General features: G+C 64.6%; 22 protein-coding genes. 10 read left to right on the top strand and 12 right to left on the bottom strand.

Features of this window, described 5'->3' with window-relative positions; genetic code table 11:
* The first annotated feature begins 287 nt into the window (after nt 1–287).
* Entirely contained in the window at nt 288–1,088 is an 801-nt protein-coding gene (locus tag C2I19_RS07490; RefSeq protein WP_233201137.1) for an ion channel, read from the top strand.
* An 80-nt stretch (nt 1,089–1,168) separates the two neighbouring features.
* Here C2I19_RS07490 and C2I19_RS07485 read toward each other — a convergent pair whose 3' ends face one another.
* The 7 genes from C2I19_RS07485 to C2I19_RS07455 all read right to left on the bottom strand — a co-directional run bounded on the left by C2I19_RS07485 (nt 1,169) and on the right by C2I19_RS07455 (nt 11,847).
* Nucleotides 1,169–2,470, bottom strand: a complete 1,302-nt coding sequence (locus tag C2I19_RS07485; RefSeq protein ID WP_103902081.1) for a UDP-N-acetylglucosamine 1-carboxyvinyltransferase — start codon at nt 2,468–2,470, stop codon at nt 1,169–1,171.
* Nucleotides 2,471–2,616: 146 nt separating this feature from the next.
* Nucleotides 2,617–4,077: an NADP-dependent succinate-semialdehyde dehydrogenase gene (gene gabD / locus C2I19_RS07480; RefSeq protein WP_103902080.1), complete on the bottom strand. Its 1,461-nt coding sequence runs from the start codon at nt 4,075–4,077 to the stop codon at nt 2,617–2,619.
* A 119-nt stretch (nt 4,078–4,196) separates the two neighbouring features.
* A complete protein-coding gene (gene gabT / locus C2I19_RS07475; RefSeq protein WP_103902079.1) occupies nt 4,197–5,462 on the bottom strand; it encodes a 4-aminobutyrate--2-oxoglutarate transaminase in 1,266 nt (421 codons plus the stop codon).
* Between the two features lie 201 nt (nt 5,463–5,663).
* The gene (locus tag C2I19_RS07470) at nt 5,664–7,007 is read right to left on the bottom strand and encodes a TolC family outer membrane protein (RefSeq protein WP_103902078.1); all 1,344 of its coding nucleotides are present in this window, start codon (nt 7,005–7,007) and stop codon (nt 5,664–5,666) included.
* A gap of 22 nt (nt 7,008–7,029) precedes the next feature.
* Nucleotides 7,030–10,107, bottom strand: a complete 3,078-nt coding sequence (locus tag C2I19_RS07465) for an efflux RND transporter permease subunit (protein ID WP_103902077.1) — start codon at nt 10,105–10,107, stop codon at nt 7,030–7,032.
* Between the two features lie 10 nt (nt 10,108–10,117).
* Nucleotides 10,118–11,185 (bottom strand): efflux RND transporter periplasmic adaptor subunit, encoded by a 1,068-nt coding sequence (locus tag C2I19_RS07460; RefSeq protein ID WP_103902076.1) that lies wholly within the window; start codon nt 11,183–11,185, stop codon nt 10,118–10,120.
* Nucleotides 11,182–11,847 (bottom strand): TetR/AcrR family transcriptional regulator, encoded by a 666-nt coding sequence (locus C2I19_RS07455; protein WP_103902075.1) that lies wholly within the window; start codon nt 11,845–11,847, stop codon nt 11,182–11,184. Before C2I19_RS07455 ends, C2I19_RS07460 begins: the two co-directional genes overlap by 4 nt.
* A gap of 169 nt (nt 11,848–12,016) precedes the next feature.
* Here C2I19_RS07455 and argB point away from each other — a divergent pair, with 169 nt between their 5' ends.
* Both argB and C2I19_RS07445 read left to right on the top strand, forming a co-directional pair.
* The gene (gene argB, locus C2I19_RS07450) at nt 12,017–12,886 is read left to right on the top strand and encodes an acetylglutamate kinase (RefSeq protein WP_103902074.1); all 870 of its coding nucleotides are present in this window, start codon (nt 12,017–12,019) and stop codon (nt 12,884–12,886) included.
* A 106-nt stretch (nt 12,887–12,992) separates the two neighbouring features.
* Nucleotides 12,993–13,427, top strand: a complete 435-nt coding sequence (locus C2I19_RS07445; protein WP_103902073.1) for a CBS domain-containing protein — start codon at nt 12,993–12,995, stop codon at nt 13,425–13,427.
* Between the two features lie 56 nt (nt 13,428–13,483).
* Here C2I19_RS07445 and C2I19_RS07440 read toward each other — a convergent pair whose 3' ends face one another.
* On the bottom strand, nt 13,484–14,242 hold the full coding sequence (locus C2I19_RS07440; RefSeq protein ID WP_233201136.1) for an IclR family transcriptional regulator: 759 nt from the start codon (nt 14,240–14,242) through the stop codon (nt 13,484–13,486).
* A gap of 132 nt (nt 14,243–14,374) precedes the next feature.
* On the opposite strand from C2I19_RS07440, the gene C2I19_RS07435 reads away from it, so the two are divergent.
* The 7 genes from C2I19_RS07435 (at nt 14,375) to ylqF (ending at nt 21,200) form a co-directional block, all read left to right on the top strand.
* Nucleotides 14,375–15,562, top strand: a complete 1,188-nt coding sequence (locus tag C2I19_RS07435) for an acyl-CoA dehydrogenase (protein ID WP_103902071.1) — start codon at nt 14,375–14,377, stop codon at nt 15,560–15,562.
* A gap of 132 nt (nt 15,563–15,694) precedes the next feature.
* Nucleotides 15,695–16,885 carry a CaiB/BaiF CoA transferase family protein gene (locus tag C2I19_RS07430; RefSeq protein ID WP_103902070.1) on the top strand — a complete coding sequence of 397 codons (1,191 nt, stop codon included), beginning with the start codon at nt 15,695–15,697 and terminating at the stop codon, nt 16,883–16,885.
* Nucleotides 16,886–16,986: 101 nt separating this feature from the next.
* Nucleotides 16,987–18,606 carry an electron transfer flavoprotein-ubiquinone oxidoreductase gene (locus C2I19_RS07425; RefSeq protein WP_103902089.1) on the top strand — a complete coding sequence of 540 codons (1,620 nt, stop codon included), beginning with the start codon at nt 16,987–16,989 and terminating at the stop codon, nt 18,604–18,606.
* Nucleotides 18,607–18,933: 327 nt separating this feature from the next.
* Nucleotides 18,934–19,473: a hypothetical protein gene (locus C2I19_RS07420; protein ID WP_103902069.1), complete on the top strand. Its 540-nt coding sequence runs from the start codon at nt 18,934–18,936 to the stop codon at nt 19,471–19,473.
* Between the two features lie 17 nt (nt 19,474–19,490).
* The gene (locus C2I19_RS07415) at nt 19,491–19,835 is read left to right on the top strand and encodes a DUF4870 family protein (RefSeq protein WP_199181104.1); all 345 of its coding nucleotides are present in this window, start codon (nt 19,491–19,493) and stop codon (nt 19,833–19,835) included.
* A gap of 208 nt (nt 19,836–20,043) precedes the next feature.
* Nucleotides 20,044–20,256 (top strand): DUF3820 family protein, encoded by a 213-nt coding sequence (locus tag C2I19_RS07410; protein ID WP_103902068.1) that lies wholly within the window; start codon nt 20,044–20,046, stop codon nt 20,254–20,256.
* Nucleotides 20,257–20,258: 2 nt separating this feature from the next.
* Nucleotides 20,259–21,200 (top strand): ribosome biogenesis GTPase YlqF, encoded by a 942-nt coding sequence (gene ylqF / locus C2I19_RS07405; protein ID WP_103902067.1) that lies wholly within the window; start codon nt 20,259–20,261, stop codon nt 21,198–21,200.
* 48 nt (nt 21,201–21,248) lie between these two features.
* Here ylqF and C2I19_RS07400 read toward each other — a convergent pair whose 3' ends face one another.
* The 4 genes from C2I19_RS07400 to C2I19_RS07385 form a co-directional block, all read right to left on the bottom strand.
* Entirely contained in the window at nt 21,249–21,692 is a 444-nt protein-coding gene (locus C2I19_RS07400) for a hypothetical protein (RefSeq protein WP_103902066.1), read from the bottom strand.
* 96 nt (nt 21,693–21,788) lie between these two features.
* A complete protein-coding gene (locus C2I19_RS07395) occupies nt 21,789–22,244 on the bottom strand; it encodes a DUF3592 domain-containing protein (protein ID WP_103902065.1) in 456 nt (151 codons plus the stop codon).
* The gene (gene ruvX, locus C2I19_RS07390; protein ID WP_103902064.1) at nt 22,244–22,675 is read right to left on the bottom strand and encodes a Holliday junction resolvase RuvX; all 432 of its coding nucleotides are present in this window, start codon (nt 22,673–22,675) and stop codon (nt 22,244–22,246) included. The genes C2I19_RS07395 and ruvX overlap by 1 nt, the downstream gene beginning before the upstream one ends.
* Entirely contained in the window at nt 22,668–23,228 is a 561-nt protein-coding gene (locus tag C2I19_RS07385) for a YqgE/AlgH family protein (protein WP_103902063.1), read from the bottom strand. Before C2I19_RS07385 ends, ruvX begins: the two co-directional genes overlap by 8 nt.
* Nucleotides 23,229–23,332 lie beyond the last annotated feature (104 nt).

Below are 23,332 nucleotides of genomic sequence, written 5' to 3'. Positions count from 1 at the left end.
CCAGCTCAAACGAGCTGGGCTTTGTGCATTGGCGCGCGCGAAGCGCCAAGCCGCCCTCCAACGAGCCCCGCCAGGATACCCTGCCGGGGCTTTGGCTTTTCAGATGTCATGTGGCGTTGACCCGCGCTTTCATTCCTCACACAATCGGCGGTTTGCGGATATCGACGGGATGATGAGGGATGGCTTCTAAGCTCAGAAAACGCGCGCGGCGCATAGAGGCGGGCGGCCGCAGTCTGTTCATCCACAATCTGCCGGCCCATTCTCCGCAAGACCTTTACCATTACTGCATGACCATCAGCTGGCCGCGGTTTTACCTGTTCATCGCAGCGGCCTTCATCGCCTTGAATCTGCTGTTTGCCTGCCTATATCAACTACAGCCAGGCGGCATTGCCAACCAGTTTCCGCAGGGTTTTCTGGGGGCGTTCTTTTTCAGCGTTGAAACATTGGCTACGGTCGGTTATGGCGATATGCATCCGCAAAGCCTTTATAGCCACTGGGTTTCCATGCTGGAGATCTTCATCGGGATGATGAGCATCGCCTTGATCACCGGCGTGACTTTTGCGCGTTTTTCTCGGCCAAGGGCGCGCATCGTCTTCACTTTGCATCCCGTTGTAAGGCCGTTCGATGGCGAGCGCGTGCTGATGCTGCGCGCGGCGAACGCCAGGAGCAATGTCATCATCGATGCCGGCGCGAGCTTGCGTCTGCTGCAGCATGAGCGCGGGGTGGATGGGATCGTATTTCGCAAACTGTATGACTTGGAGCTGGTGCGGGATCAGCACCCGATGTTCGTGCTGGGGTGGACGCTGATGCACCGGATAGATGAGAGCAGTCCCTTGTATCAACGCGATTTCGAATCGCTGGCGGAGCAGAAGGCGCAGCTGATTCTGTCGATCAGCGGCATGGACGAGACGACGCTGCAGCCGATGGCGGCGCGCCATGCCTTCTCATATCAGGATATCCGCTGGAATCATGCTTTCGCCGATTTGATCTATACCGACGATGACGAAAATGACCATGTCGATTATCAGCGATTGCAAGAGGTGAGGCCGTTGCCGCCGGAGGAGGGGGGCGCTGAGGCTAAGGGCTAGCGCCCATGGCGCGGCCAGCTTCTTGCGCAAAGCCCCATCAAGCGAGGATGGGGCTTGCCACTTGGCGCGCCGCTCAGGGCTTATTCGTCGTCATTCTGCCATTCTATCCGCGCGCCCAGACTGACCAGATTCTCGACGAAGCGAGGATGGGCGCGGCGGATGGGCGCGGCGTTGAGGATGCGCGAGCTGCCGGGGATGCTGGAGGCGATCATCAGCAGGGCGATGGCGACGCGAATGATGTAGGGGCTGTCCACTTCGGCCGGACTCAAGGGCTTGCCGCCGAAGATCACCACGCGGTGCGGGTCGGACTGGAAGGCGTGGGCGCCGAACTTGCCCAGCTCCGAGGTCCAGCCCAGCGCGCCGTCGTACACCTTGTTCCAGAACAGCATATTGCCCTGCGCCTTCACGCCCAGCGCGATGAAAATGGGCAGCAGGTCCACCGGCAGATAGGGCCAGGGCGCGGCTTCGATTTTGGGCAGGATGTTGGGAGTGAACGGCTCGACCACTTTGAGCTGCTCGAAGCGGGCGCGCGACCAGCCGTCGCGATGCTCGATATGAATGCCGAACTTGGCGAAGGTGCGGTCAATCAAGGGGAAGAATTCCGGCGCGCCGTTCTTCACCTCGATGTCGCCGCCGGTAATGGCGGACAGCGCGAGGAAAGTGACCACTTCGTGGAAGTCCTCGACGAAGCTGAAATCGACGCCGCGCAGTTGCTCCACGCCATGGACGGTCAGGCGGGAGGTGCCGATGCCGTCTATGCGCGCGCCCATCGCCGCCATGAAGCGGCAGAATTCCTGCACGTGCGGTTCCGAGGCCGCGTTGGTCAAGGTGGCGCTGCCATTGGCTAGCGCCGCGCACATCACGAAGTTTTCCGTGGTGGTGACGGAGGCGTAATCGGGCCAGTGGTCGAAGGCCTTGAGGCCGTCCGGCGCGCTGACGCGGATGCGGCCGGGCAGGCGATCGACCGTGGCGCCGAAGCCGGTGAACACATCGATGTGCGGATCGATCTCGCGCACGCCCAGGGTGCAGCCTTGCACGTCGTTCTCTATCCGCGCCTCGCCGAAACGGGCCAGCAGCGGCGGCACCAGCATGATGGACGAGCGCATCTCTTCGGGCAGATGGTCGCGCTCGGCGTCGAAATGAGCCTCGGCATGACAGATGGTCAGCGTGCCGTCCGCCAGCTCGCCGTCTATGCGGCTGCCCAGCGCGCGGAACAGCGCCAGAATCTTGCGCGCGTCGGTGATGTCCGGCACGCCGCGCAGGGTTACCGGTTCGGTGGTCAGCAGGGTGGCGCACAGAATGGGCAGAACGGCGTTCTTGTTGGACGATGGTACGATGCGGCCGCGCAAGGGCGCGCCGCCATGGACGAGGAGGTGAGGCATGAGCGTGTTCTGGCTTCGGTCAAAACGACATTCTATGCCTAAGCGGGTGACGAGTGGCCCGCCTTATGTGTGGCTTGTGTGCCGGTGTGGGGCAAAATGTGAAAAGGCCATCTTTCGATGGCCTTTGCATGGGAGGGGGGGATGGTTCAGCGGTCCAGGCCGCCCAGCAGCACGTATTTGATTTCCAGATAGTCCTCAATGCCGTACTTGGAGCCTTCGCGGCCCAGGCCGGACTGCTTGACGCCGCCAAAGGGCGCGGCCTCGTTGGAGAGCAGGCCGCTGTTGATCGCCACCATGCCGTATTCCAGACCCTCGGCCACGCGGAAGATGCGGCCGACGTCGCGGGCATAGAAGTAGCTGGCCAAGCCGAACTCGGTGTCGTTGGCTAGACGGATCGCTTCTTCCTCGGTTTGGAAGCGGAACAGCGGCGCCAGCGGGCCGAAGGTTTCCTCGCGCGCCACTTTCATGTCGCGGGTGACGTCGGCGATCAGGGTCGGTTCGAAGAAGCTGTGGCCCAGCGCGTGGCGTTTGCCGCCGGCGATCAGCTTGCCGCCTTTGGACAGCGCGTCGGCGATGTGCTCTTCCACCTTGGCCACGGCGTTTTGGTCGATCAGCGGGCCTTGGGTGACGCCGGCCTCCAGGCCGTTGCCCACTTTCAGCGTGGCCACGGCGGCGGCGAATTTCTCGGCGAAGGCGTCGTAGACGCCATCCTGCACGTAGATGCGGTTGGCGCAGACGCAGGTCTGGCCGGCGTTGCGGTATTTGGAAATCAACGCGCCTTCCACCGCGGCGTCCAGGTCGGCGTCGTCGAACACGATGAAGGGGGCGTTGCCGCCCAGTTCCATCGATACCTTCTTCACCGTGCCGGCGCATTGGGCGATCAGCTTGCGGCCCACTTCGGTGGAGCCTGTGAAGGAGAATTTCTTCACCGCGTCGCTGCCGGTCAGCACCGCGCCGATTTCGCTGGAGCCGCCAGTGATGACGGAGAACACGCCCGGCGGGATGCCGGCGCGCTCGGCCAGTTCGGCCAGCGCCAGCGCCGACAGCGGGGTTTGGCTGGCAGGGCGGACCACCATGGTGCAGCCGGCTGCCAGCGCCGGCGCGGCCTTGCGCGTGATCATGGCGCTGGGGAAGTTCCACGGCGTGATGGCTGCGGTGACGCCTATCGGCTCCTTGGTCACCAGCACGCGGCGGTCGCCGGCTGGGCCGGGCACGATGTCGCCGTAGACGCGCTTGGCCTCCTCGGCATACCACTCGATATAGTTGGCGCCGTAGGCGATCTCGCCCTTGGCTTCGGCTAGCGGCTTGCCTTGCTCGGAGGTCAGGATGACGGCCAGGTCTTGCTGGTGCGCCATGATCAGATCGAACCAGCGGCGCAGGATGGCGGCGCGCTCCTTGGCGCTCTTGGCCTTCCAGGCCGGGAAGGCGCGCGCGGCGGCGGCCACGGCTCGCTCGGCCTCGGCGCTGCCCATTTTGGGCACCTGTGCGATTTTTTCGCCGGTGGCCGGATTATGCACGGCGATGTGCTGGCCGCCGTCGGCGTCCAGCCATTGGCCGCCCAGATAGCATTGTTGGCGCAGCAGTTTGGCGTCTTGCAGGTTTAGCATGGCTTTAAGTGTCCTTTGGCTGGGTGGCTTGCGTTGCCCCTCTCCAGAGCCCTTCTCCCGCGAGGGGAGAGGGGCTAAAGGCAGCGCATTGTCACGACTATGTGTTTCGAGATGGCGGCTCAAGCCTTCAGCGCGGCTTCCAGCTTGCCCATCGCCTCGGCGAAGACCTCGTCCTCTATGGTCAGCGGGAACAGGAAGCGCACCACGTTGGCGTAGACGCCGCAGGTCAGCAGGATCAGGCCGTTGGCCAGCGCGTGCTGCTGCACCTTCTTGGCGAAATCCGGGTCGGGCGTGCAACTGCCGGGTTGATTGAACTCGACGGCGACCATCGCGCCCAGGCCGCGCGCTTCGGCGATGTGTGGCACGGAGGCTTTCAGGCTGTTCAGTTTTTCCTTCAGCGCGTCGCCCAGGCGCTGGGCGCGCTCGGACAGCTTCTCGCTGGCGATTACGTCCAGCACCGCGTGCGCGGCGGCCACGGCCAGCGGGTTGCCGGCATAGGTGCCGCCGAGGCCGCCCGGCGCCGGCGCGTCCATCACTTCGGCGCGGCCGGTGACGGCGGCCAGGGGGAAGCCGCCGGCCAGCGATTTGGCCATGGTGATCAGGTCCGGCGCGGCGTCGAAGTGTTCGCTGGCCAGCAGCTTGCCGGTGCGGGCGAAGCCGGTTTGCACTTCGTCGGCGATCAGCAGGATGCCGTGGCGGTCGCACAGCTCGCGCAGCGCTTTCACCCATTCGGCCGGCGCGACGTAGAAGCCGCCTTCGCCTTGCACCGGCTCATAGATGATGGCGGCGACGCGGGCCGGGTCGATGTCGTATTTGAACAGCTTGTCGAGGCCATCCAGCGAGTCCTGCACCGACACGCCGTGCAGGGCGTTCGGATACGGCGCGTGATAGACGTCGCTGGGGAAGGGGCCGAAGCCCAGCTTGTACGGCGCCACCTTGCCGGTCAGCGCCATGCCCATCAGGGTGCGGCCGTGGAAGGCGCCGCCGAAGGCGATGACGCCGGGGCGGCCGGTATGGCAGCGGGCGATCTTCACCGCGTTTTCCACCGCCTCGGCGCCGGTGCTGAACAAGGCGGTTTTCTTGGCATAGCTGCCCGGGGTCAGCTGGTTGAGCTTTTCCGCCAGGCTGATGTAGGACTCGTAGGGCACCACTTGGTAGCAGGTGTGGCTGAAGCGGGACAGCTGCTCCGCCACGGCGGCCTCCACCTGAGGATGCAGATGGCCCGTGTTGAGCACGCCTATGCCGCCGGCGAAGTCGATGTAACGGTTGCCTTCGGTATCCCAGATCTCGGCGTTGCGGGCGCGATCGATATAGAAACCACACATCACGCCCACGCCGCGCGGGGTGGCGTCGGCCTTGCGTTGCATCAGTTGCTGCTGGCTCATGGAAGTCTCCTCGGGTCGCCTTCGGTCGCGCCTGGCGCCGCGGCTTGGTGGTGATCGCCAGTCGGTGGCTGGCGGGTGTCAGCGGATCATTCTATGAGCGTGTTTAGTAAAAAGCTACGTATGGCATAAAAAATTAAACGCCTGTGGCGGAAGCGGCACAGGCGTCGGAGGGCGGCGGCGCGAGGCGCGCCGGGTTCAAGCTTAGCGCACGATCAGCTGATTGATGTCGGTCAGCACCTGAGGCGCCAGCTGGCTGGCGGACTGGGCCAGCGCCAGGCGCGCGGTCAGGTAGTTGTACTTGGCGTTGGCCAGGCTGGTTTGAGCGGTGTAGTAGGCCTGCTCGGCTTGCAGCAGGTCGATATTGGTGCGGATGCCCACCTCCTTGCCCAGGCGGGTGGACTCCACCTTGCTCTTGGCCGAAACCAGCAGTTGCTGCTGGGCGCGCACCAGCGCGGCGCCGTTGGTCACGCCGAGGAAGGCCTTGCGCACGTCCTCCTTCACTTGGCGGCGGCTGGATTCCAGCTGGTCGCGGGCGGCTTCGCGCAGCGCTACCGCTTCGCGCACCTGCGAGTTGATGCCGCCGCCGGCGAACAGCGGCACATTGACGGTTACGCCGATATTGCTGCCGCGGGTGTGCGGATAGCTGCCGTATTGATTGCTGATCTGATCGCTGTAGCCCGCGTTGAGCGAGACGGTGGGCAGGTGGTTGCCGCGCTTTTCGTTCACGGTTTGCTCGGCCAGTTGCAGATTCTGCTCCGCGCTCTTGATGCGCAGGCTGCTGCGTTGCGCCATGTCCTGCCAGGCGTCCAGGCCGGCCGGCTTGGGCGGGTCCAGCGGCAATTGTTCGCGCACGGTCTGGATGCCGGCCGGATCGAGGCCGGTCAGCCGTTTCAGATTGTTCTGCGCCAGTTCCAGATTGTTGGCGTCGCTGATCTCCTGCGCCACCGCGCCGTCGTAGCCGGCTTGCGCTTCGTTGGTGTCGGTGATGGTGGCGGTGCCCACTTCGAAGGCGGTTTTGGCCTGCTGCAGCAGGTTCAGATAGGTCTTCTTGCTGGCCCGCGTGGCGGCCAGGGTGTCCTGGGCGCGCAGCACGTCGAAATAGGCTTGGGAGATGTCCAGGATCAGCTGCTGCTCGGCCGCGTCGAAGGTGGTGTCGGCCAGCTCGGTGGCTATCTTGCCCTTTTTGTAGCCGGTGTATTTGCCGACGTCGAACAAGGGCTGCTGCAAGCCCACGTTGTAGCCATGGTTCTCGTAGCGCGCATTGGGCACATTCACGACCGAGTTGCCGGCCGTGGTCTCGATGGCGGACGGCTGCAGCGGATTGGTATAGGTATAGCTGCCGCTGGCATTGATCTGGGGCAGCAGCTGGGAGCGCCCTTGCACCAGTTTTTCCTGGCCGGCGTCACGCTGGGCGCGGGAGGCGGCGAAGTCCGCGTTGTAGTCGCGCGCGGCCTGCCAGGCGGACACCAGATCGAAGGCCTGGCTGGGTAGGGAGGCGCCCAGCATCAGCAGGGCGGCGCTCAGGGTCAGGTAATGGTTCTTCATCGAATGCTCATTTTCTTGTTCGTTATTCCGGCTGCGCGGCGGCAGGGCGCTGTTCGTCCCGGGACACGCGGAACCACTGGGCGTACAGCGCCGGCAGGAACAGCAGCGTCAACACGGTGGCCACCAGCAGGCCGCCCATGATGGCTACCGCCATCGGCCCCCAGAAGGTGCTGCGGGTCAGCGGAATCATCGCCAGAATGGCGGCCAATGCCGTCAGCATTATGGGCCTAAAACGGCGCACGGTGGAACCGATGATGGCCTCGAAGCGGTCTATGCCCTCGCGGATGTCATGTTCGATCTGGTCGACCAGAATCACCGAATTGCGCATGATCATGCCGGACAGCGCGATCACGCCCAGCATGGCGACGAAGCCGAAAGGCGCGCGGAACAAGATCAGCGTCGCGGTGACGCCTATCATGCCGAGCGGCGCGGTCAGCACCACCATCAGCGTGCGCTGGAAGCTGTGAAGCTGCAGCATCAGGAGTGTCAGAACTACAACAATCATCAGCGGCGCGACGGCGGCGATCGCTTTCTGCGACTTGCCGCTGGACTCCAGCACGCCGCCGGTCTCGATGTGGTAGCCCAGCGGCAGCGAGCGGTCCAGCGACTGGATTTGCGGCTGCAGCAGGGTGGACACGTCCGCGCCCTGCACGCCGTCCACCACGTCGGCGCTGACCGTGATCGTCGGCAGGCGGTTGCGGCGCCAGATGATGCCTTCCTCCGGCTCGTAGCGGATATGGCCGATCTGCGAAACCGGCACGTAGCGGCCGCTGCCAGTCTGTATCATCAGATTGCCGAGGCCGGCTACATCCTTGTGCTCGCCGGGGTTCAGGCGGGCGACGATGGCGATGCTCTGGTCACCTTCGCGATAGGCGCTGACGGCGGAGCCGGAGATCAGCATCTGCAATTGCTGCGACAGCTGCTGCGAGTTGAGGCCCAGCGCGCTGGCCTTGTCCTGGTCGATGTCTATGCGCAGCGCCTTCACCTGCTCGCCCCAGTTCTGGTTGACGTGCAGCGTGGATGGCTGTTTGCGCACCAGCGCCTCCACCTGGTCGGCGATCTTGCGAACCTGGTCGTGGTCCGGCCCCATCACGCGGAACTGCACCGGATAGCCGACCGGCGGGCCGTTCTCCAGCCGGGTGACGCGGCCACGCACCAGCGGGAAGTCGTTGTCGAAAATCTTCTCCAGCCGCTTTTTCACGTCTTCGCGCACATGTTCGTCGCGCGTCATCACCATCAGCTGGGCATAGTTGATGTGCTGTTGCTGCTGGTCCAGCGGCAGATAGAAGCGAGGACTGCCGCTGCCGACATAGCTGGTGACGCTGAGCACATTGGAATCGGCGCGGGCCAGCTTCTCCATCTTTTCCACCTGTTCCAGCGTGGCGTGGTAGCTGGCGCCGCGCGGCAGCCACATGTCCACCATCAGCTCGGGACGGTTGGACGAGGGGAAGAACTGCTGGGCGACGAAGAGCTTGAACAAGACCAGCGACAGAACGAAGACGCCCAAAGTGGCGGCGATGACGGTCTTGCGGTAGTTCAGGCACCATTCGAGCAGACGGCGGAAGCGTTGGTAGAACGGCTTTTGGTAGACATCATGCTGGCCGTCGTGGGGCGGGTGGGCCGGCAGCAGCATATAACCTAGATAGGGCGTGAACACCACGGCGACGATCCAGGACAGCACCAGCGCGATGCCCACCACGGCGAACAGGCTGAACACGTATTCGCCGGCCATGGATTTGGCCAGGCCCACCGGCAGGAAGGTGGCGGCGGTGATCAGGGTGCCGGTCAGCATGGGGAAGGCGGTGCTGGTGTAGGCGTAGGTGGCGGCCTGGAATTTGTTCCAGCCCTGCTCCAGTTTCAGCGCCATCATTTCCACCGCGATGATGGCGTCGTCCACCAGCAAGCCCAGCGCGATGATCAGCGAACCCAGCGAGATGCGTTGCAGGTCGATATTGAAGAAGTACATGGCGAGGAAGGTCATCGCCAGCACCAGCGGGATGGAAAGCGCCACCACCACGCCGGTGCGCATGCCCAGGCTGAAGAAGCTGACCGCCAGCACGATGACCACGGCCTCCACCAGCGAATGCATGAACTCGCCGACGGCGTCATGCACCACCTTGGGCTGGTCCGACACGGCGTGGATTTCCACGCCCAGCGGCAATTTGGCCTTGATCTGGGCGATGGCCAGGTCCAGGTTGCCGCCCAGCTTCAAGACGTCGCCGCCGCTCTTCATGCTGATGGCCAGCGCCAGCACCGGCTTGCCGTTGTAGCGCACGCTGGTGGTCGGCGGGTCGATGTAGCCGCGCGAGACCGTGGCGATGTCGCCCAGCTTGAAGGTGCGGCCGCCGGCGCTGACCGGCGTCGCGGCCACGGCCGCCACCGAGTCGTACTTGCCGGTGGGGCGCACCCAGATGCGATCGGTCGCGGTTTCATAGGTGCCGGCAGGCGTCATCTCGTTTTGCTGTTGCAGCGCCTGCCAGATGGCGCGGCTATCCAGGCCCAGGCTGGCCAGCTTGGCGCTGGACAGGTCCACATGGATTTGCTGTTCCTGTTTGCCCAGCACCTGCACCTTGGCCACGTCCGGCACGCGCAGCAGCTCCTCCTTGGACGCCTCGACATAGCGGCGCAGCTCCTCGTAGCTGAAGCCGTCGCCGCTGAAGGCGTAGATATTGCCGAAGGTGTCGCCGAACTCGTCGTTGAAGAACGGCCCTTGCGCGCCGGCGGGCAGGGTATAGGCGATGTCGCCCAGTTTCTTGCGCACCTGATACCACAGCTGGGGCACGTTTTTGGGCGGCACGTCCTCGCGCAGCGACACCACCAGCAGGCTCTGGCCCGGCTTGGTGTAGCTTTGCACATAGTCGATCTCGCCCATTTCCTGCAGCTTTTCCTCCAGCTTGTCGGTGACCTGCTGCTCCATCTCCACCGTGCTGGCGCCGGGCCAGTTGGCTTGCACCAGCATGGCCTTGAAGGTGAATTCAGGGTCTTCCTTCTGGCCCAGCTGGGTGTAGGCCCAGGCGCCGGCCAGCATCAGCATGATCATCAGATAGCGCACCAGCGGCTGGTGGCGCAGCGCCCATTCGGACAGATTGAGCTGTTTCATGGTCTCGTCCTCATTGGCCCAGCAGTTTCACGCGCTGTTGCTCATGCAACAGATGCACGCCGGCGGTGACGATCTTGTCGCCGGCGCGCACGCCGGAGGCGATGGCAGCGTTGTCGCTGTCGATGGCGCCCACCTCAACCGCCTTGCGGCTGACGCGCAGCGTTTTGTCGTCCACCACCCAGACATAGTGCTTGCCTTGCAGGTCCAGAATGGCGGTCAGCGGCAGGCTGAGCTGGCGGCTGGCCTGGGCTGGCAAGGCCACGTCGGCGGTCATGCCCAGCTGCAGGCCATGGCTGTCGCCGGGCAGGGCGATGCGGGCGGGGTAGGTGCGGGTGGCCGGATCGGCGTCGGCCGCCAGCTCGCGCAGCTTGCCTGGCAGCGGCGCGCCGCCTTTCCACAGCGTCACGCGCAGGCTGCTGGCCGCGCGCACTGCTTCCAGCGCGTTTTCCGGCACCTGGATGGCCACTTCGCGCGCGCCGTCTTGCGACAGCCTGGCCACCGGCTGGCCGGCGGCCACCACCAAGCCGGGCTCGGCCTGCATCTGGCTGACCACGCCGTCGGCGTCGGCCGTCAGCGTGGCGTAGCCGGTCTGGTTGCGACTGGCGTCCAACACGGCGCGCGCTTGGTTCGCCTTGGCCTGGGCGGCGTTGACGCCGTTTTGCTGCGCGTCCACCTGGGCCTGGCTGATGAACTGCTTGGCCAGCAGCTCATGGTAGCGCTTCAGGTTCAGCTGTTGCTGGGCGAGGTCGGACTGGGCCGCCGCCAGCTGCGCCTGTTTGGCCGCCAGATCCAGCTGGTAGTCGCTGGGGTCCAGCCGGGCCAGCGGCTGGCCTTTCTTCACGTGTTCGCCGCTGTTTACCAGCTTGGCCACCACCTTGCCGCCCACGCGGAAGGCGAGCTGGGTTTCGTTGCGGGCGCGGATTTCGCCGGCATAGCGGGCGCCGCCGGTTTCGGCGTTGCCGCCGGCCACGGCGTAGCGCACCGGACGGATGTCTTCGGGCGCGGCGGTTTTGTCCTGGCAGGCGCTGAGGCTCAGCGCGCCGATCAGCGCCAAGCTAAGAGTAGGAATGGTTTTCATGATTGCGTGTCCGGGGCGGGAGGGTTCTGCAGGCCCTGCAGCGTCAGTTGCAGCGCGGTCTTGAGGAAGGCCAGCGGGTCTTGGGTCAGGCTTTCGCAGCAGCCGGGCACCTGGCCGAAGGAGTGGCTCAGTATCATGGTCATCAGCATGGGGGCGGTCAGCATGTCGATGACGTGTTCGATATTGGCCGGGCGGAATTCGCCGCTGTCCATGCCGCGCTGCACGATGTGGCCCAGCAGCTGCCGGGCTGGGCGTATCACTTCCTCGTAGTAGAACAGGGCCAGTTCCGGAAAGTTGGTGGCCTCCGCCGCCATCAGCTTGCACAGTCCGGCCGAGCGGGTGGCGCCGATATGGATCCACCAGTTCTCCAAGGCCATGCCCAGCAGCTGGCTGCCGCTGGCGTCATGCAACTGGGCCAATTGCGCGCTCATCGCCTGCATGCGGGCGACGATGGTCTCGCGCACCACAGCCTTGAAGATTTCTTCCTTGTTCTGGAAGTACAGGTACGGCGTGCCCTTGGTCACGCCGGCGGCCTGGGCGATGTCTTCCATCTTGGTGGCGCGATAGCCCTTGTCGACGAACAGCATCAGCGCGGCATCGAGAATCTCGCTCGGCCGCGCCTCCTTCTTGCGCTGCCAGCGGCTATTGCCGGACTCTCCCATTTCGATCTTTCTGAATATCTGTTCAGTAATGTGGCGACTGTATTCCAGAGGACTGTCGTGCGCAAATTAATAAATAACAATTCAGCAAATGCAGTGATTAAAATGCAACACTGAAGCGCCGACGCGGAAACGCAGTCGCGGCCGGCCCCGCTACAAAGGAGAGGAAAAAGTGGCAATCGACGCAGCCGACAAGGCGAATATTCTGGCCGAGGCCCTGCCGTACATCCGGCAGTTCGCCGGCAAGACCATCGTGATCAAGTACGGCGGCAACGCCATGACCGACGACGCGCTGAAAGAGGGTTTCGCCAAGGACGTGGTGCTGCTGAAGCTGGTCGGCATGAACCCGGTGGTGGTGCATGGCGGCGGCCCGCAGATCAATGACTTGCTGGCGCGCGTCGGCAAGCAGGGCGAGTTCATCCAGGGCATGCGGGTGACCGACGCAGAAACCATGGAAGTGGTGGAAATGGTGTTGGGCGGCCTGGTGAACAAGGAGATCGTGTCGCTGATCAACAAGCATGGCGGCAAGGCGGTGGGCCTCACCGGCAAGGACGGCCACTTCATCCGCGCGCGCAAGCTGTTCCTGAAGGCCGACGGCGACGAGGCCATAGACATCGGCCAGGTAGGCGAGATCGAGGCCATCGATCCGTCGCTGGTGTCGTTGCTGGACAGCCAGGACTTCATTCCGGTGGTGGCGCCCATCGGCGTCGGCGTGGACGGCGAGGCTTACAACATCAACGCCGACCTGGTGGCCGGCAAGCTGGCCGAGACGCTGAAGGCGGAAAAGCTGGTGTTGATGACCAATACGCCGGGCGTGCTGGACAAGCAGGGCCAGTTGCTGACCGGGCTGACCGCGCAGCGCATCGACGAGCTGTTCGCCGATGGCACCATTTCCGGCGGCATGCTGCCCAAGATCAGCTCTGCGCTGGACGCGGCCAAGAACGGCGTGCAGGCGGTCCATGTCATAGACGGCCGCGTCAAGCACGCATTGCTGCTGGAAATCCTCACCGCGGCGGGCGTCGGCACCATGATCCGCGCCTGATTCCCGGCTGTGGAGCCCCGCCGCGCGGTGATCTATATTGATGGCATGCCACGGCGCATGCCGCCATGCGGCGCGCCACGGCTCCAACGCACAAGGGGAGGGCAGCATGCAAACCGTAAGACAACTGCTGGACAGCAAGGCCAATCGATCACTGGTCTACGTCAGCCCGGACAACACTGTGTTCCAGGCGTTGCAGGTGATGGCGGAGAGCGACATCGGCGCGGTGCTGGTGATGGAGTCCGGCGACATCGTCGGCATTTTCTCCGAGCGCGACTACGCGCGCCGCATCGTGCTGCAGGGCCGCACTTCGGCCGGCACCAAGGTGCGGGACATCATGACCAGCCGCGTGGTCTACGTGACGCCGCAACAGACGCTGGATCAGTGCATGGCGCTGATGACGGAGAAGCGCATCCGCCACCTGCCGGTGATGGAAGACCAGACGGTGCTGGGCATCTTGTCCATCGGCGATCTGGTGCGGGCGACGATAGAAGAGCAGGAACAGGTGATCAATCACCTAGTCCATTACATCCAGTCCGCCTGAGCCCGCGGCAGCAAGTCACCAAGGCCCGCCGCGCGCGGGCTTTTTGTTTTTGCAGCCTATAGCGGCGCGAGGCGTTGGCGCAGCGCCAGCAGCGCCGGCGCCACTTGTTGCCGCATCGCGGCTTCGTTAAAGGCGAAGGCCGGGCCGCTGGCGTTCAGCGCCATTGCCGGCTGGCCGGGCAGCAGCGCCGGCAGATGCACGCCCACCGCCATCACGTCCGGTTCGTATTCGCCAAAGGATTCGGTATAGCCGCGCGCCGCGTAGTCCGCGCCGGACTGTTCCAGCCGCGCCTTGAGAGCAGGCCAATCCGAGCCGTAGCGCTCGGCCAGCAGCGGCAGCAAGGCGTCGCGTTCGGCCTGCGGCAGGCCAGCGAAATAAGCGCGGCCTATGGCCGTGGTAGCCAGCGGCACGCGGGAGCCGGTGAACAGTTGCACCGATACCCGGGCCTGGCTGCGGCAGCTTTCCAGGTAGACCATGTCGCTGCCGTCGCGCAGCGCCAGGCTGACCGACACGTTATTGGCCAGTGCGAACTCGCGCATCAGCGGCGCGGCGGCGGCGCGCGCGTCGTAGCCGGCCAGCGCCGTGGTGCCCAGCGCCAGCAGCGCCAAGCCCAGCCGGTAGGGGCCGCCGTCGCCCTCCGGCTGCAGATAGCCCAGCCGGGTCAATGTGTAGCTGAGCCGGGATACCGTGGACTTGGGCAGGCCGGTGCGGCGCGCCAGTTCCTGGTTGGACAGCGCGCCTTCGCCGGGGCGGAACGCCGCCAGCACTTCCAGCCCGCGCGCCAGGGCGGTGACGAATTGGCGGTCTTGTTGCATCGAGCTCCCCATTGAGACAAAGAAATTGCCGCATGACGAATAAATCGCTTTACAAGCAGGCGGCAGAGTGTTTAGTCTATTTTGCATGGTGAAATTAAATTCCGCAATGCGGAACTAAGTGGGAGAGGTCAGATGGCAGCAAACTCGCAGCGCGCCGCATTCGCTTGGGAAGATCCCTTGCTGTTGCTGGAGCAGTTGACCGACGAAGAGAAGCTGGCGCTGCAAAGCGCGCAAGAGTACTGCCAGGAGCGGCTGCTGCCGCGCGTGCTGACCGCCAATCGCGAAGAGCGTTTCGACCGCGAAATCATCACTGAAATGGGCGAGCTGGGCTTTCTCGGCTGCACCATAGAAGGCTACGGCTGCGCCGGCCTGTCCCACGTCGCTTACGGCCTGGTGGCGCGCGAAGTGGAGCGCGTGGATTCCGGCTACCGCTCGGCGATGAGCGTGCAATCGTCCCTGGTGATGCATCCGATCTGGGCCTACGGCTCCGACGCGCAAAAAGACAAATATCTGCCCAAGCTCGCCAGCGGCGAGTGGCTGGGCTGTTTCGGCCTGACCGAGCCCGATTCCGGCTCTGACCCGGCCAGCATGAAGACTCGGGCCCGCAAGGTGGACGGCGGCTATCTGCTGTCCGGCAGCAAGATGTGGATCACCAACAGCCCGGCCGCCGACGTGTTCGTGGTCTGGGCCAAGGACGACGAGGACGAAATCCGCGGTTTCATCCTGGAAAAAGGCATGCAAGGCCTGTCCGCTCCGGCCATCCACGGCAAGTTTTCCTTGCGCGCCTCCATCACCGGCGAAATCGTGATGGACGACGTGCTGGTGTCGGAAGAGCAGCTGCTGCCTGGCGTCAAGGGTTTGAAGGGGCCGTTCGGCTGTCTGAACAAGGCGCGCTACGGCATCGCCTGGGGCGCGATGGGCGCGGCGGAGTTCTGCTGGCAGGCCGCGCGCCAGTACACGCTGGACCGTCAGCAGTTTGGCCGGCCGCTGGCCGCCAACCAGCTGATCCAGCTGAAGCTGGCCAATATGCAGACCGAAATCGCGCTGGGCCTGCAGGCCGCGCTGCGCGTGGGCCGTCTGATGGACGAAGGCCGCGCCGCGCCGGAAATGATCTCGCTGATCAAGCGCAATAACTGCGGCAAGGCCCTGGACATCGCCCGAGTGGCCCGCGACATGCACGGCGGCAACGGCATCAGCGACGAATTCCATGTGATCCGCCACGTGATGAACTTGGAGGCGGTCAACACTTACGAGGGCACGCACGATGTGCACGCCCTGATTCTGGGCCGAGCCCAGACCGGTATTCAGGCATTTGCCTGATAAGCCGGCGCGGCCGGATGGCCGGCCGCGCCGTTGATTCCTGTCTGTCCTTTGTAGGCCCGGCTTGTCGCCGGGCCGCTTTTTTTAGCGGGACGACGGATGGCGAAGCGAACAGCTGCGAAGGAGAGCGCGATGGCGGGAGCGTTGGCGGGCATCAAGGTGGTGGATCTGAGCCGAGTGCTGGCGGGGCCGTGGGCCAGCCAGCTGTTGGCCGATCTGGGCGCGGACGTGATCAAGATAGAAAAGCCGGGCAGCGGCGACGACACGCGGCAGTGGGCGCCGCCCAGCCTGCCGGACGGCCGAGCGGCCTATTATCTGTGCGCCAACCGCGGCAAGCGCTCGCTGACCGTGGACATCGCGCAGCCGGCGGGGCAGGAGATCGTGCGCAGGCTGGTCGCCGACGCCGATGTGCTGCTGGAGAACTACAAGCTGGGCGGCTTGAAGAAGTACGGCCTGGATTACGACAGCCTGAAGGCGATCAATCCGCGGCTGGTGTATTGCTCGATCACCGGCTTCGGCCAGGATGGGCCCTATGCCAGCCTGGCCGGCTACGACTACATCGTGCAGGGCATGTCCGGATTGATGAGCATCACCGGTCCGTCCGACGGCGAGCCGCACAAGGTGGGCGTGGCGGTGTCCGACCTGTTCACCGGCCTCTACGCCGCCAACGCCGTGCAGGCGGCGCTGATCGCGCGCGCGCGCACCGGCGCCGGCCAGCATATCGACATGGCCTTGTTCGACTGCTCGCTGGCCATGCTGGCCAATGTGGCGTCCAACTGGCTGGTGGGGCGCAAAACGCCGCCTCGGTTGGGCAACGCCCATGCCAATATCGTGCCCTACCAGGTGTTCGCCGCGTCGGACGGCCATTTCATCCTGGCCTGCGGCAATGACAAGCAGTTCGCCGAGGTGTGCCGGCTGATCGGCCAGCCGCAGTGGGCGCGCGATACGCGCTACGTCAGCAATCCGCAGCGAGTGGCCAACCGCTCACAACTGGTGCCGCTGCTGGCCATGGCCTTCCGCCATCACCCGCGGGAGCATTGGCTGACGGCGCTGGACAAGGCCGGCGTGCCCTGCGGTCCGATCAACGACGTGGCCGAGGCTTTCGCCGACCCGCAGGCGCAGGCGCGCGGCATGGAGCTGGCGATGCGGGATGCCGAGGGACGCGAAGTGCCCATGGTGGGGTGTCCGATCAAACTATCCGGCACGCCAGTCGAGTACAATCTAGCTCCGCCCGATCTGGGCGAACATACTGAGCAGATCTTGCGCGCGCTGGGTTACGCCGAAGGGGACATTGTCGCATTGCGCCACAATGGCACCGTTTAAACGCTTGTTTGATTTTGACGTCTTGCCGTCTTCATAGCATGATGTCAATCAAATCAATAAGTCCCAGCGGGCGCAAAGGAGAAACGGTGCAACGCGAATACATGGAATACGACGTGGTGATCGTCGGCGGCGGCCCATCCGGCCTGTCCGCGGCGATCCGTCTGAAACAGCTGGCGGAGAAGCAGGGCCGCGACATCAGCGTCTGTCTGCTGGAGAAGGGTTCCGAAATCGGTGCCCACATCCTGTCCGGCGCGGTGATCGAAACCGGCGCGCTGACCGAACTGCTGCCCAACTGGAAGGAACTGGACGCGCCGCTGAACACGCCGGCCGTGTCCGACCGCTTCCTCTATCTGACCGAGACCGAATCCATCCAGCTGCCCACGCCGCCGCAGATGCACAACGAGGGCAACTACATCGTCAGCCTGGGCAATTTCTGTCGCTGGCTGGGCCAGCAGGCGGAGAGCCTGGGCGTGGAAATCTACCCAGGCTTCGCCGCGGCTGAAGTGCTGTACCACGCGGACGGCTCGGTCAAGGGCGTGGCCACCGGCGCCGTGGGCACCGGCAAGAACGGCGAGCTGGACGGCGAGCCGGGCATGGAGCTGTGGGCCAAGCAGACCCTCTTCGCCGAAGGCTGTAGAGGCTCGCTGACCAAGACGCTGTTCGAACGCTTCAAGCTGCGCAACGGCGCCGATCCGCAAACCTTCGGCATCGGCATCAAGGAATTATGGGAAGTGAAGCCGGAGCACCATCAGCCCGGCCATATCACCCACACCGTGGGTTGGCCGATGGACACCGCCACCTACGGCGGCTCCTTCCTCTACCATCTGGAAGACAATCTGGTGGCGGTGGGCTTCGTGGTGGGCCTGGATTACCAGAACCCCTATCTATCGCCGTTCGAGGAATTCCAGCGCTTCAAGACCCACCCGGCGATCAAGGGCGTGTTCGAAGGCGGCCGCCGCGTGTCCTATGGCGCGCGCGCGCTGGCCGAGGGCGGCCTGCAAAGCGTGCCCAAGCTGACCTTCCCCGGCGGCGTGCTGGTCGGCGACACCGCCGGCTTCCTCAACGTGCCCAAGATCAAGGGCACCCACACCGCGATGAAGTCCGCCATGCTGGCGGCCGAGGCGGTGTTCGAGCTGCTGGGCGACGAGGCGCAGGCCCAGGGCGGCGAGGCCACGGCGTATTCCGCCAAGTTCAAGCAGAGCTGGGTGCACGATGAGCTGTACAAAGTGCGCAACATCCGCCCGTCCTTCCGCTGGGGCCTGTGGCCGGCCATGATCTACTCGGCCTTGGACACCTTCTTGTTCCGCGGCCGCGCGCCGTGGACGCTGCGCCACAAGCACGCCGACAACGAGGCGCTGCGCCTGGCCAGCGAGTTCAGCCCCATCGCCTATCCGAAGCCGGATGGCGTGCTGACCTTTGACCGCCTGTCCTCGGTGTTCATTTCCAACGCCAACCACAGCGAAGATCAGCCGGCCCACCTGAAGCTGAAGGACGCTTCGGTGCCTGTGGCCATCAACCTGGCCAAGTACGACGCGCCGGAGCAACGCTACTGCCCGGCCGGCGTGTACGAGATCGTCGGCCAGGACGAAGGCAAGCCGCGCCTGCAGATCAACGCGCAAAACTGCGTGCACTGTAAGACCTGCGATATCAAGGATCCGACCCAGAACATCAACTGGGTGACGCCGGAAGGCGGCGGCGGGCCGAACTACCCGAATATGTAATCGAGTGTTTTTATCGCGCGAAGCCGGGTTTTCCCAAGGGGAAACCCGGCTTTTTGTCTTGAGCGCAGGCAAGTCTTGTGAAACAACGGCTTGACGGCGGCCCATATCGTTGGCAGCATGGCCTCATGCTCGAACGAACCGTCTTTTTCGCCCACGCCTATTATTGGTACCGCCCCTCCCGGCGGCGCCAGGGATAGGCTCGGCAAGACAGTACCGAGCGCATACCCGACCATGCCGCCGAATTACCGGCGGCATTTGTGTTTTCCGTTTTGCCAAGCACAAGGGTCTCCGGTAGCGGCCAGTTTTGAAGCCACAGGAGACTGCATCATGACCCCAGACAGAGAAGCCCTCACTCTCGCCCTCAGCGACCATCCGTTCCGCGCGGACCGGCCGCTGTATCCGGTTGCGCTAGCGACCGACGGCGAGTGGCTGGCTTATCGTCCGGGCTCGCCGCGAGGCGCGCCGGCCGATGGCAGCCTGCTGGAGTCCTTGCTGCCGGAAATCCGCCAGCTGGCGCTGCATCTGGCCTTGCGGCGCGGTTTGCCGCCGGGCGCCACGCCGGCCCGCATCGCGGATCCGGCCGATTGGCTGGCGGCCCGTCTGCTGCTGCTGGAGTGGAGGCAGCTGGCCGTGGGCTTGGATGAGCTGGCCTTGCTGGATGAGGCGAACCGTCGCGCCGCGAACTTTGTCGAAGCTGCGGGCTGGACGAGGCTGGCGACGTTGCCGGTATTGTCCGCTCCGGGGCTTGCGCCTGGCGTCTTGCAAGGCTGGAGCGAAACCGCCGCGCCGCAGGGCGGCGTCGTCGCCGGCAGCCGGGCCTTCCGCCGCATTGTGGCCGCGCGTTTGGCGGCCTTGTTCGCGCGTTGACCGATAAGGAGAAGCCGATGGAGCTGGAACTGTTGGACGAGAACGAGCGCAGGCTGAATAATCTGACGCTGACCGTTTACATCCTGCAGGCGGTGAGCCTGCTGGTGGGGGTGACCGGCATCGTCGCCGTGATCATCAACTATGTGAAGCGCGACGAAGTGCGCGGCACGCTGTACGAAAGCCATTTCGAATGGCAGATCCGCACTTTCTGGCTGGCGCTGCTGGGCTATGTGGTGGGCGCGGTGCTGACCTGGCTGCTGGTGGGCTTCGTGATTCTGTTCGCGGTGTGGGTGTGGTACATCTACCGCGTGGTCAAGGGTTTCCTGTACTTCAACGACCGCAAGCCCATGCCCTTGCAATGAAAAGGCGGGCGCCGAGGCGCCCGCAAACGGCTCTGCGCGAACCGGTAAAATGCGGCCGGGTGAGGCCCGGCCTGAATGTGTCTGCGGACATGCTACGCGCGGCGTCGCCGCGGCGCGCCAAAACCAGGCAAACGCTTGTTCCACGTCAAGCCTGGCAGCAAGCCGCCGGCTTTGGCACAATGCCCAACCTCCATCTATACCTGCCATCATGCAAGCCGAAGACCTGATCGCCCTGACGACCCGCGCCATGCCTTTCGGCAAGCACAAGGGCACGCTGATTTGCGAGCTGCCGGGCAATTACCTGAACTGGTTCGCCCGCGAGGGATTTCCGCCGGGCGAGATCGGCCGCTTGCTGCAACTGATGCAGGAACTGGACCACAACGGTCTGACTTATCTGCTGGACCCGATTAGAAAGCGTTAACAATGGCAATCCAATGGTTTCCCGGCCATATGAACAAGGCGCGCAAGGATGTCGCCGAGCGCCTGAAAGATATCGACGTCGTCATCGAGCTGCTGGACGCCCGTCTGCCGGCCTCCAGCGCCAATCCGATGCTGGCGCGCATGGCCAAGGGCAAGCCGCGGCTGATGATACTGAACAAGCAGGACCTGGCCGACCCGGCCGTCACCGAGCAATGGCTGGCCTGGTACCGCGCGCGCAAGCAGACCGAGGCGCTGGGCATGGACGCCGGCGAGCGCGCGCCGGCGCAGCGGCTGATCGCCGCCTGCCGCGCGCTGGCGCCGACCCGCGGCGGCCTGGAAAAGCCGCTGCGCGTGCTGATCTGCGGCATACCGAACGTCGGCAAGTCCACGCTGATCAACAGCATGTCCAGCCGAAAAATCGCCAAGACCGGCAATATGCCGGGCGTCACCAAGAACGAGCAGCGCATCATCCTGGCCGACGACTTCGAGCTGTACGACACCCCGGGCATGCTGTGGCCCAAGATCGAAGTGGAAGAGGGCGGCTATAACCTGGCTGCCAGCGGCGCGGTGGGCCGCAACGCGATGGACGAGGAAGAGGTGGCGCTGGAGCTGCTGAAATACCTGCTGGTCCATTACCGCGCCGAACTGGCCGCCCGCTACAAGTTCGATGTCGAGGCGCTGGACGGCGCGCAGGATTGGCAGGCGCTGGAGCTGATCGGCAAGCGCCGCGGCGCGGTGCTGTCCGGTGGCCGCATCAATATGCAGAAGGCTGCTGAAATCGTGCTGACCGATTTCCGCGACGGCCAGACCGGCCGCATCACGCTGGAGCGGCCGGAAGAATGGCTGGAATGGGAGAAGCGAGCCAAGATTCTCGCCGCCGAGCGGGCCATTCTGCGGGAAGAGAAGCTCAAGGAGAAAGAAGGCCGCAAGCAAGGCAGCCGCTGATGTTGAAGAGCCCGGAGCATCCGGGCTTTTTTCTTTGCGCGCGATGGATCAGGCGATGGTGTCGACGATGCTGCCGTTGAAGCTGTCCGCCACAGCTTCGCCGGCCAACGCCGGATTTTGTTTCAGAATGGTCGCCCAGTCGCCGTTCAGGTCGGAGCCGGCGCCGCTGGCGCCGCCCAGATTCTGCGATACGATCTGTTGATTGGTGCTGTCCTGGGCTGAGACGCCGCTGTCCGGCGACAGCGCGGCGCCTTGCAGCGTGCCGGCGCTGGCGAAGCTGTTCAATAGCCCCGTCGCGTCGTAAGTGGCGAAGTTGTCGCCGACGCCGCCGCCCAGCGTCACCACGGCGCTGGACTCCTGCGCCAGTTGCGCGGCTTCGCTGGCGAGGGCCGCGGTGGCGTTGCCGTTCTGCACCACCGGCGAAGGCACGGTGCCGCCGTTCAGCAGCGCGGCGCTGGCCAATGAAATCTGCGCAGTCTGGCTGATGCTCATGGCGGAACTCCAAGAAAAGCGACTCTATATCCTGCAGTATCGGCGCTTAGGCAGCCCGGCTCAATCGCTCTTAATGCTTGCTAACAAAACAAGGGTTTAGCGCGTCAATAGCCAGGCGCCGGCGGCGGCGAACAGCAGCATCAGCAGTTGCCCGGCCCGCACGCTCCAATGCGCGCCGGCTTCCAGGCAGGCCTGTTCCGGTTTGGCCGGGTTATAGCGCACCGGCACCGCCGCGCCGACGGGATAGCGGCCGGCGGTGTCGCGCGCCAGCGCTTCGCTGCTGCTGAAGCCCGCGTCCGGAATGCGAATCGCGCCGGAGCGGTAGGTTTGGCCGCTGACTTTATATTGATAGCGCACGTCGGCGCGGTATTCGCGCTGCTCGTTGTGATCGCCGCCGCGGCGCAGCCGCCATTCCACCTGGCTGCGTTCGACTGTGCCCATTGTGGACGGCCAATCCTGCGCCGCATTGGCCAATTGGGCCTGGCGCCACAGCCAGCAGAAGCCGGCGACGCCGATGGCGATCAACAACAGGGCGGGAAGCTTGGCCGGCATCAGACCGCAGTGCCGGGCTGTTCGAACCAGCCGGCAAGGATGGCCTGGGCGGCTACTTGGTCTAGCGCCGGTTTCTGCTTGCGTCCCTTTTTGACGCCGGCTTCTTCCAGCAGCTGCTCAGCGATGACCGAGGTATAGCGCTCGTCCACCAGCCACACCGGCAGGCCGAAGCGGCCTTTCAGGCGGTTGGCGAAGCGGCGGGACAGCGCGGACAGCTCATGCTCCTCGCCATCCGGATGCATGGGCAGGCCCACCACCAGTTGTTTGGGCTGCCATTCCGCTATCAGTTTGGCGATGGCGGCGAAGCGCTCGTCGGTGATGGCTGTGTCTATGGTGGCCAGCGGGTGGGGAATGCCGAGCATGGCGTCGCCGACGGCGACGCCGATGCGGCGCTCGCCGAAATCAAAAGCCAATGCGCAACCTTCAAGCATGGCCGATATCCGATGACAGCAGGGCCGGGTCGAAGCCAAGCAGCGCCATGGCCGCGTCGTAGCGCGCCTCGCAGGGCAGTTCGAACAGGATGGACGGCTCGGCCGGCACCGTCAGCCAGCCGTTGTCGGTGATTTCCTGCTCCAGCTGGCCGGCGGACCAGCCGGCATAACCCAGCGAGATCAGCAGCTTCTCCGGCTTTTTGCCTTCCGACACCGCCGCCAGCACGTCTTTGGATGTGGTCAAGGCGATGTCGTCGGTCACCATCAGGCTGGATTGCCAATTGCCGGCCGGCTGATGCAGCACGAAGCCGCGGTCAGGCTGCACCGGTCCGCCGAAATAGACCAGGCCGGTGCGGGTGCCTTCATCGTCCAGCGGCAGGTCGATCTGGTCGAACAGCTGCGCCATGGCGATGCCGGACGGCTTGTTGATAATCAGGCCCATGGCGCCGTGCTCGCCGTGCTCGCATAGATACACCAGCGACTTGGCGAATAGCGGGTCGGCCATGCGGGGCATGGCGATCAGAAAGTGATTGGATAGCGATAGCGATTCCATACGGCCATTATGGCACAACTGGCATGCCCGCTGGCTAGCGGCATTTTGCCGGCGGGCCGCTCAAGCGCGGGCAGCGGCAGCCTGATAAAATGGCCAATTTGCCT

Origin of the sequence: Chromobacterium alticapitis (assembly GCF_002924365.1) — a bacterium.
Lineage (GTDB): Bacteria > Pseudomonadota > Gammaproteobacteria > Burkholderiales > Chromobacteriaceae > Chromobacterium > Chromobacterium alticapitis.
This window is presented reverse-complemented; position numbering and strand designations above follow the sequence as displayed.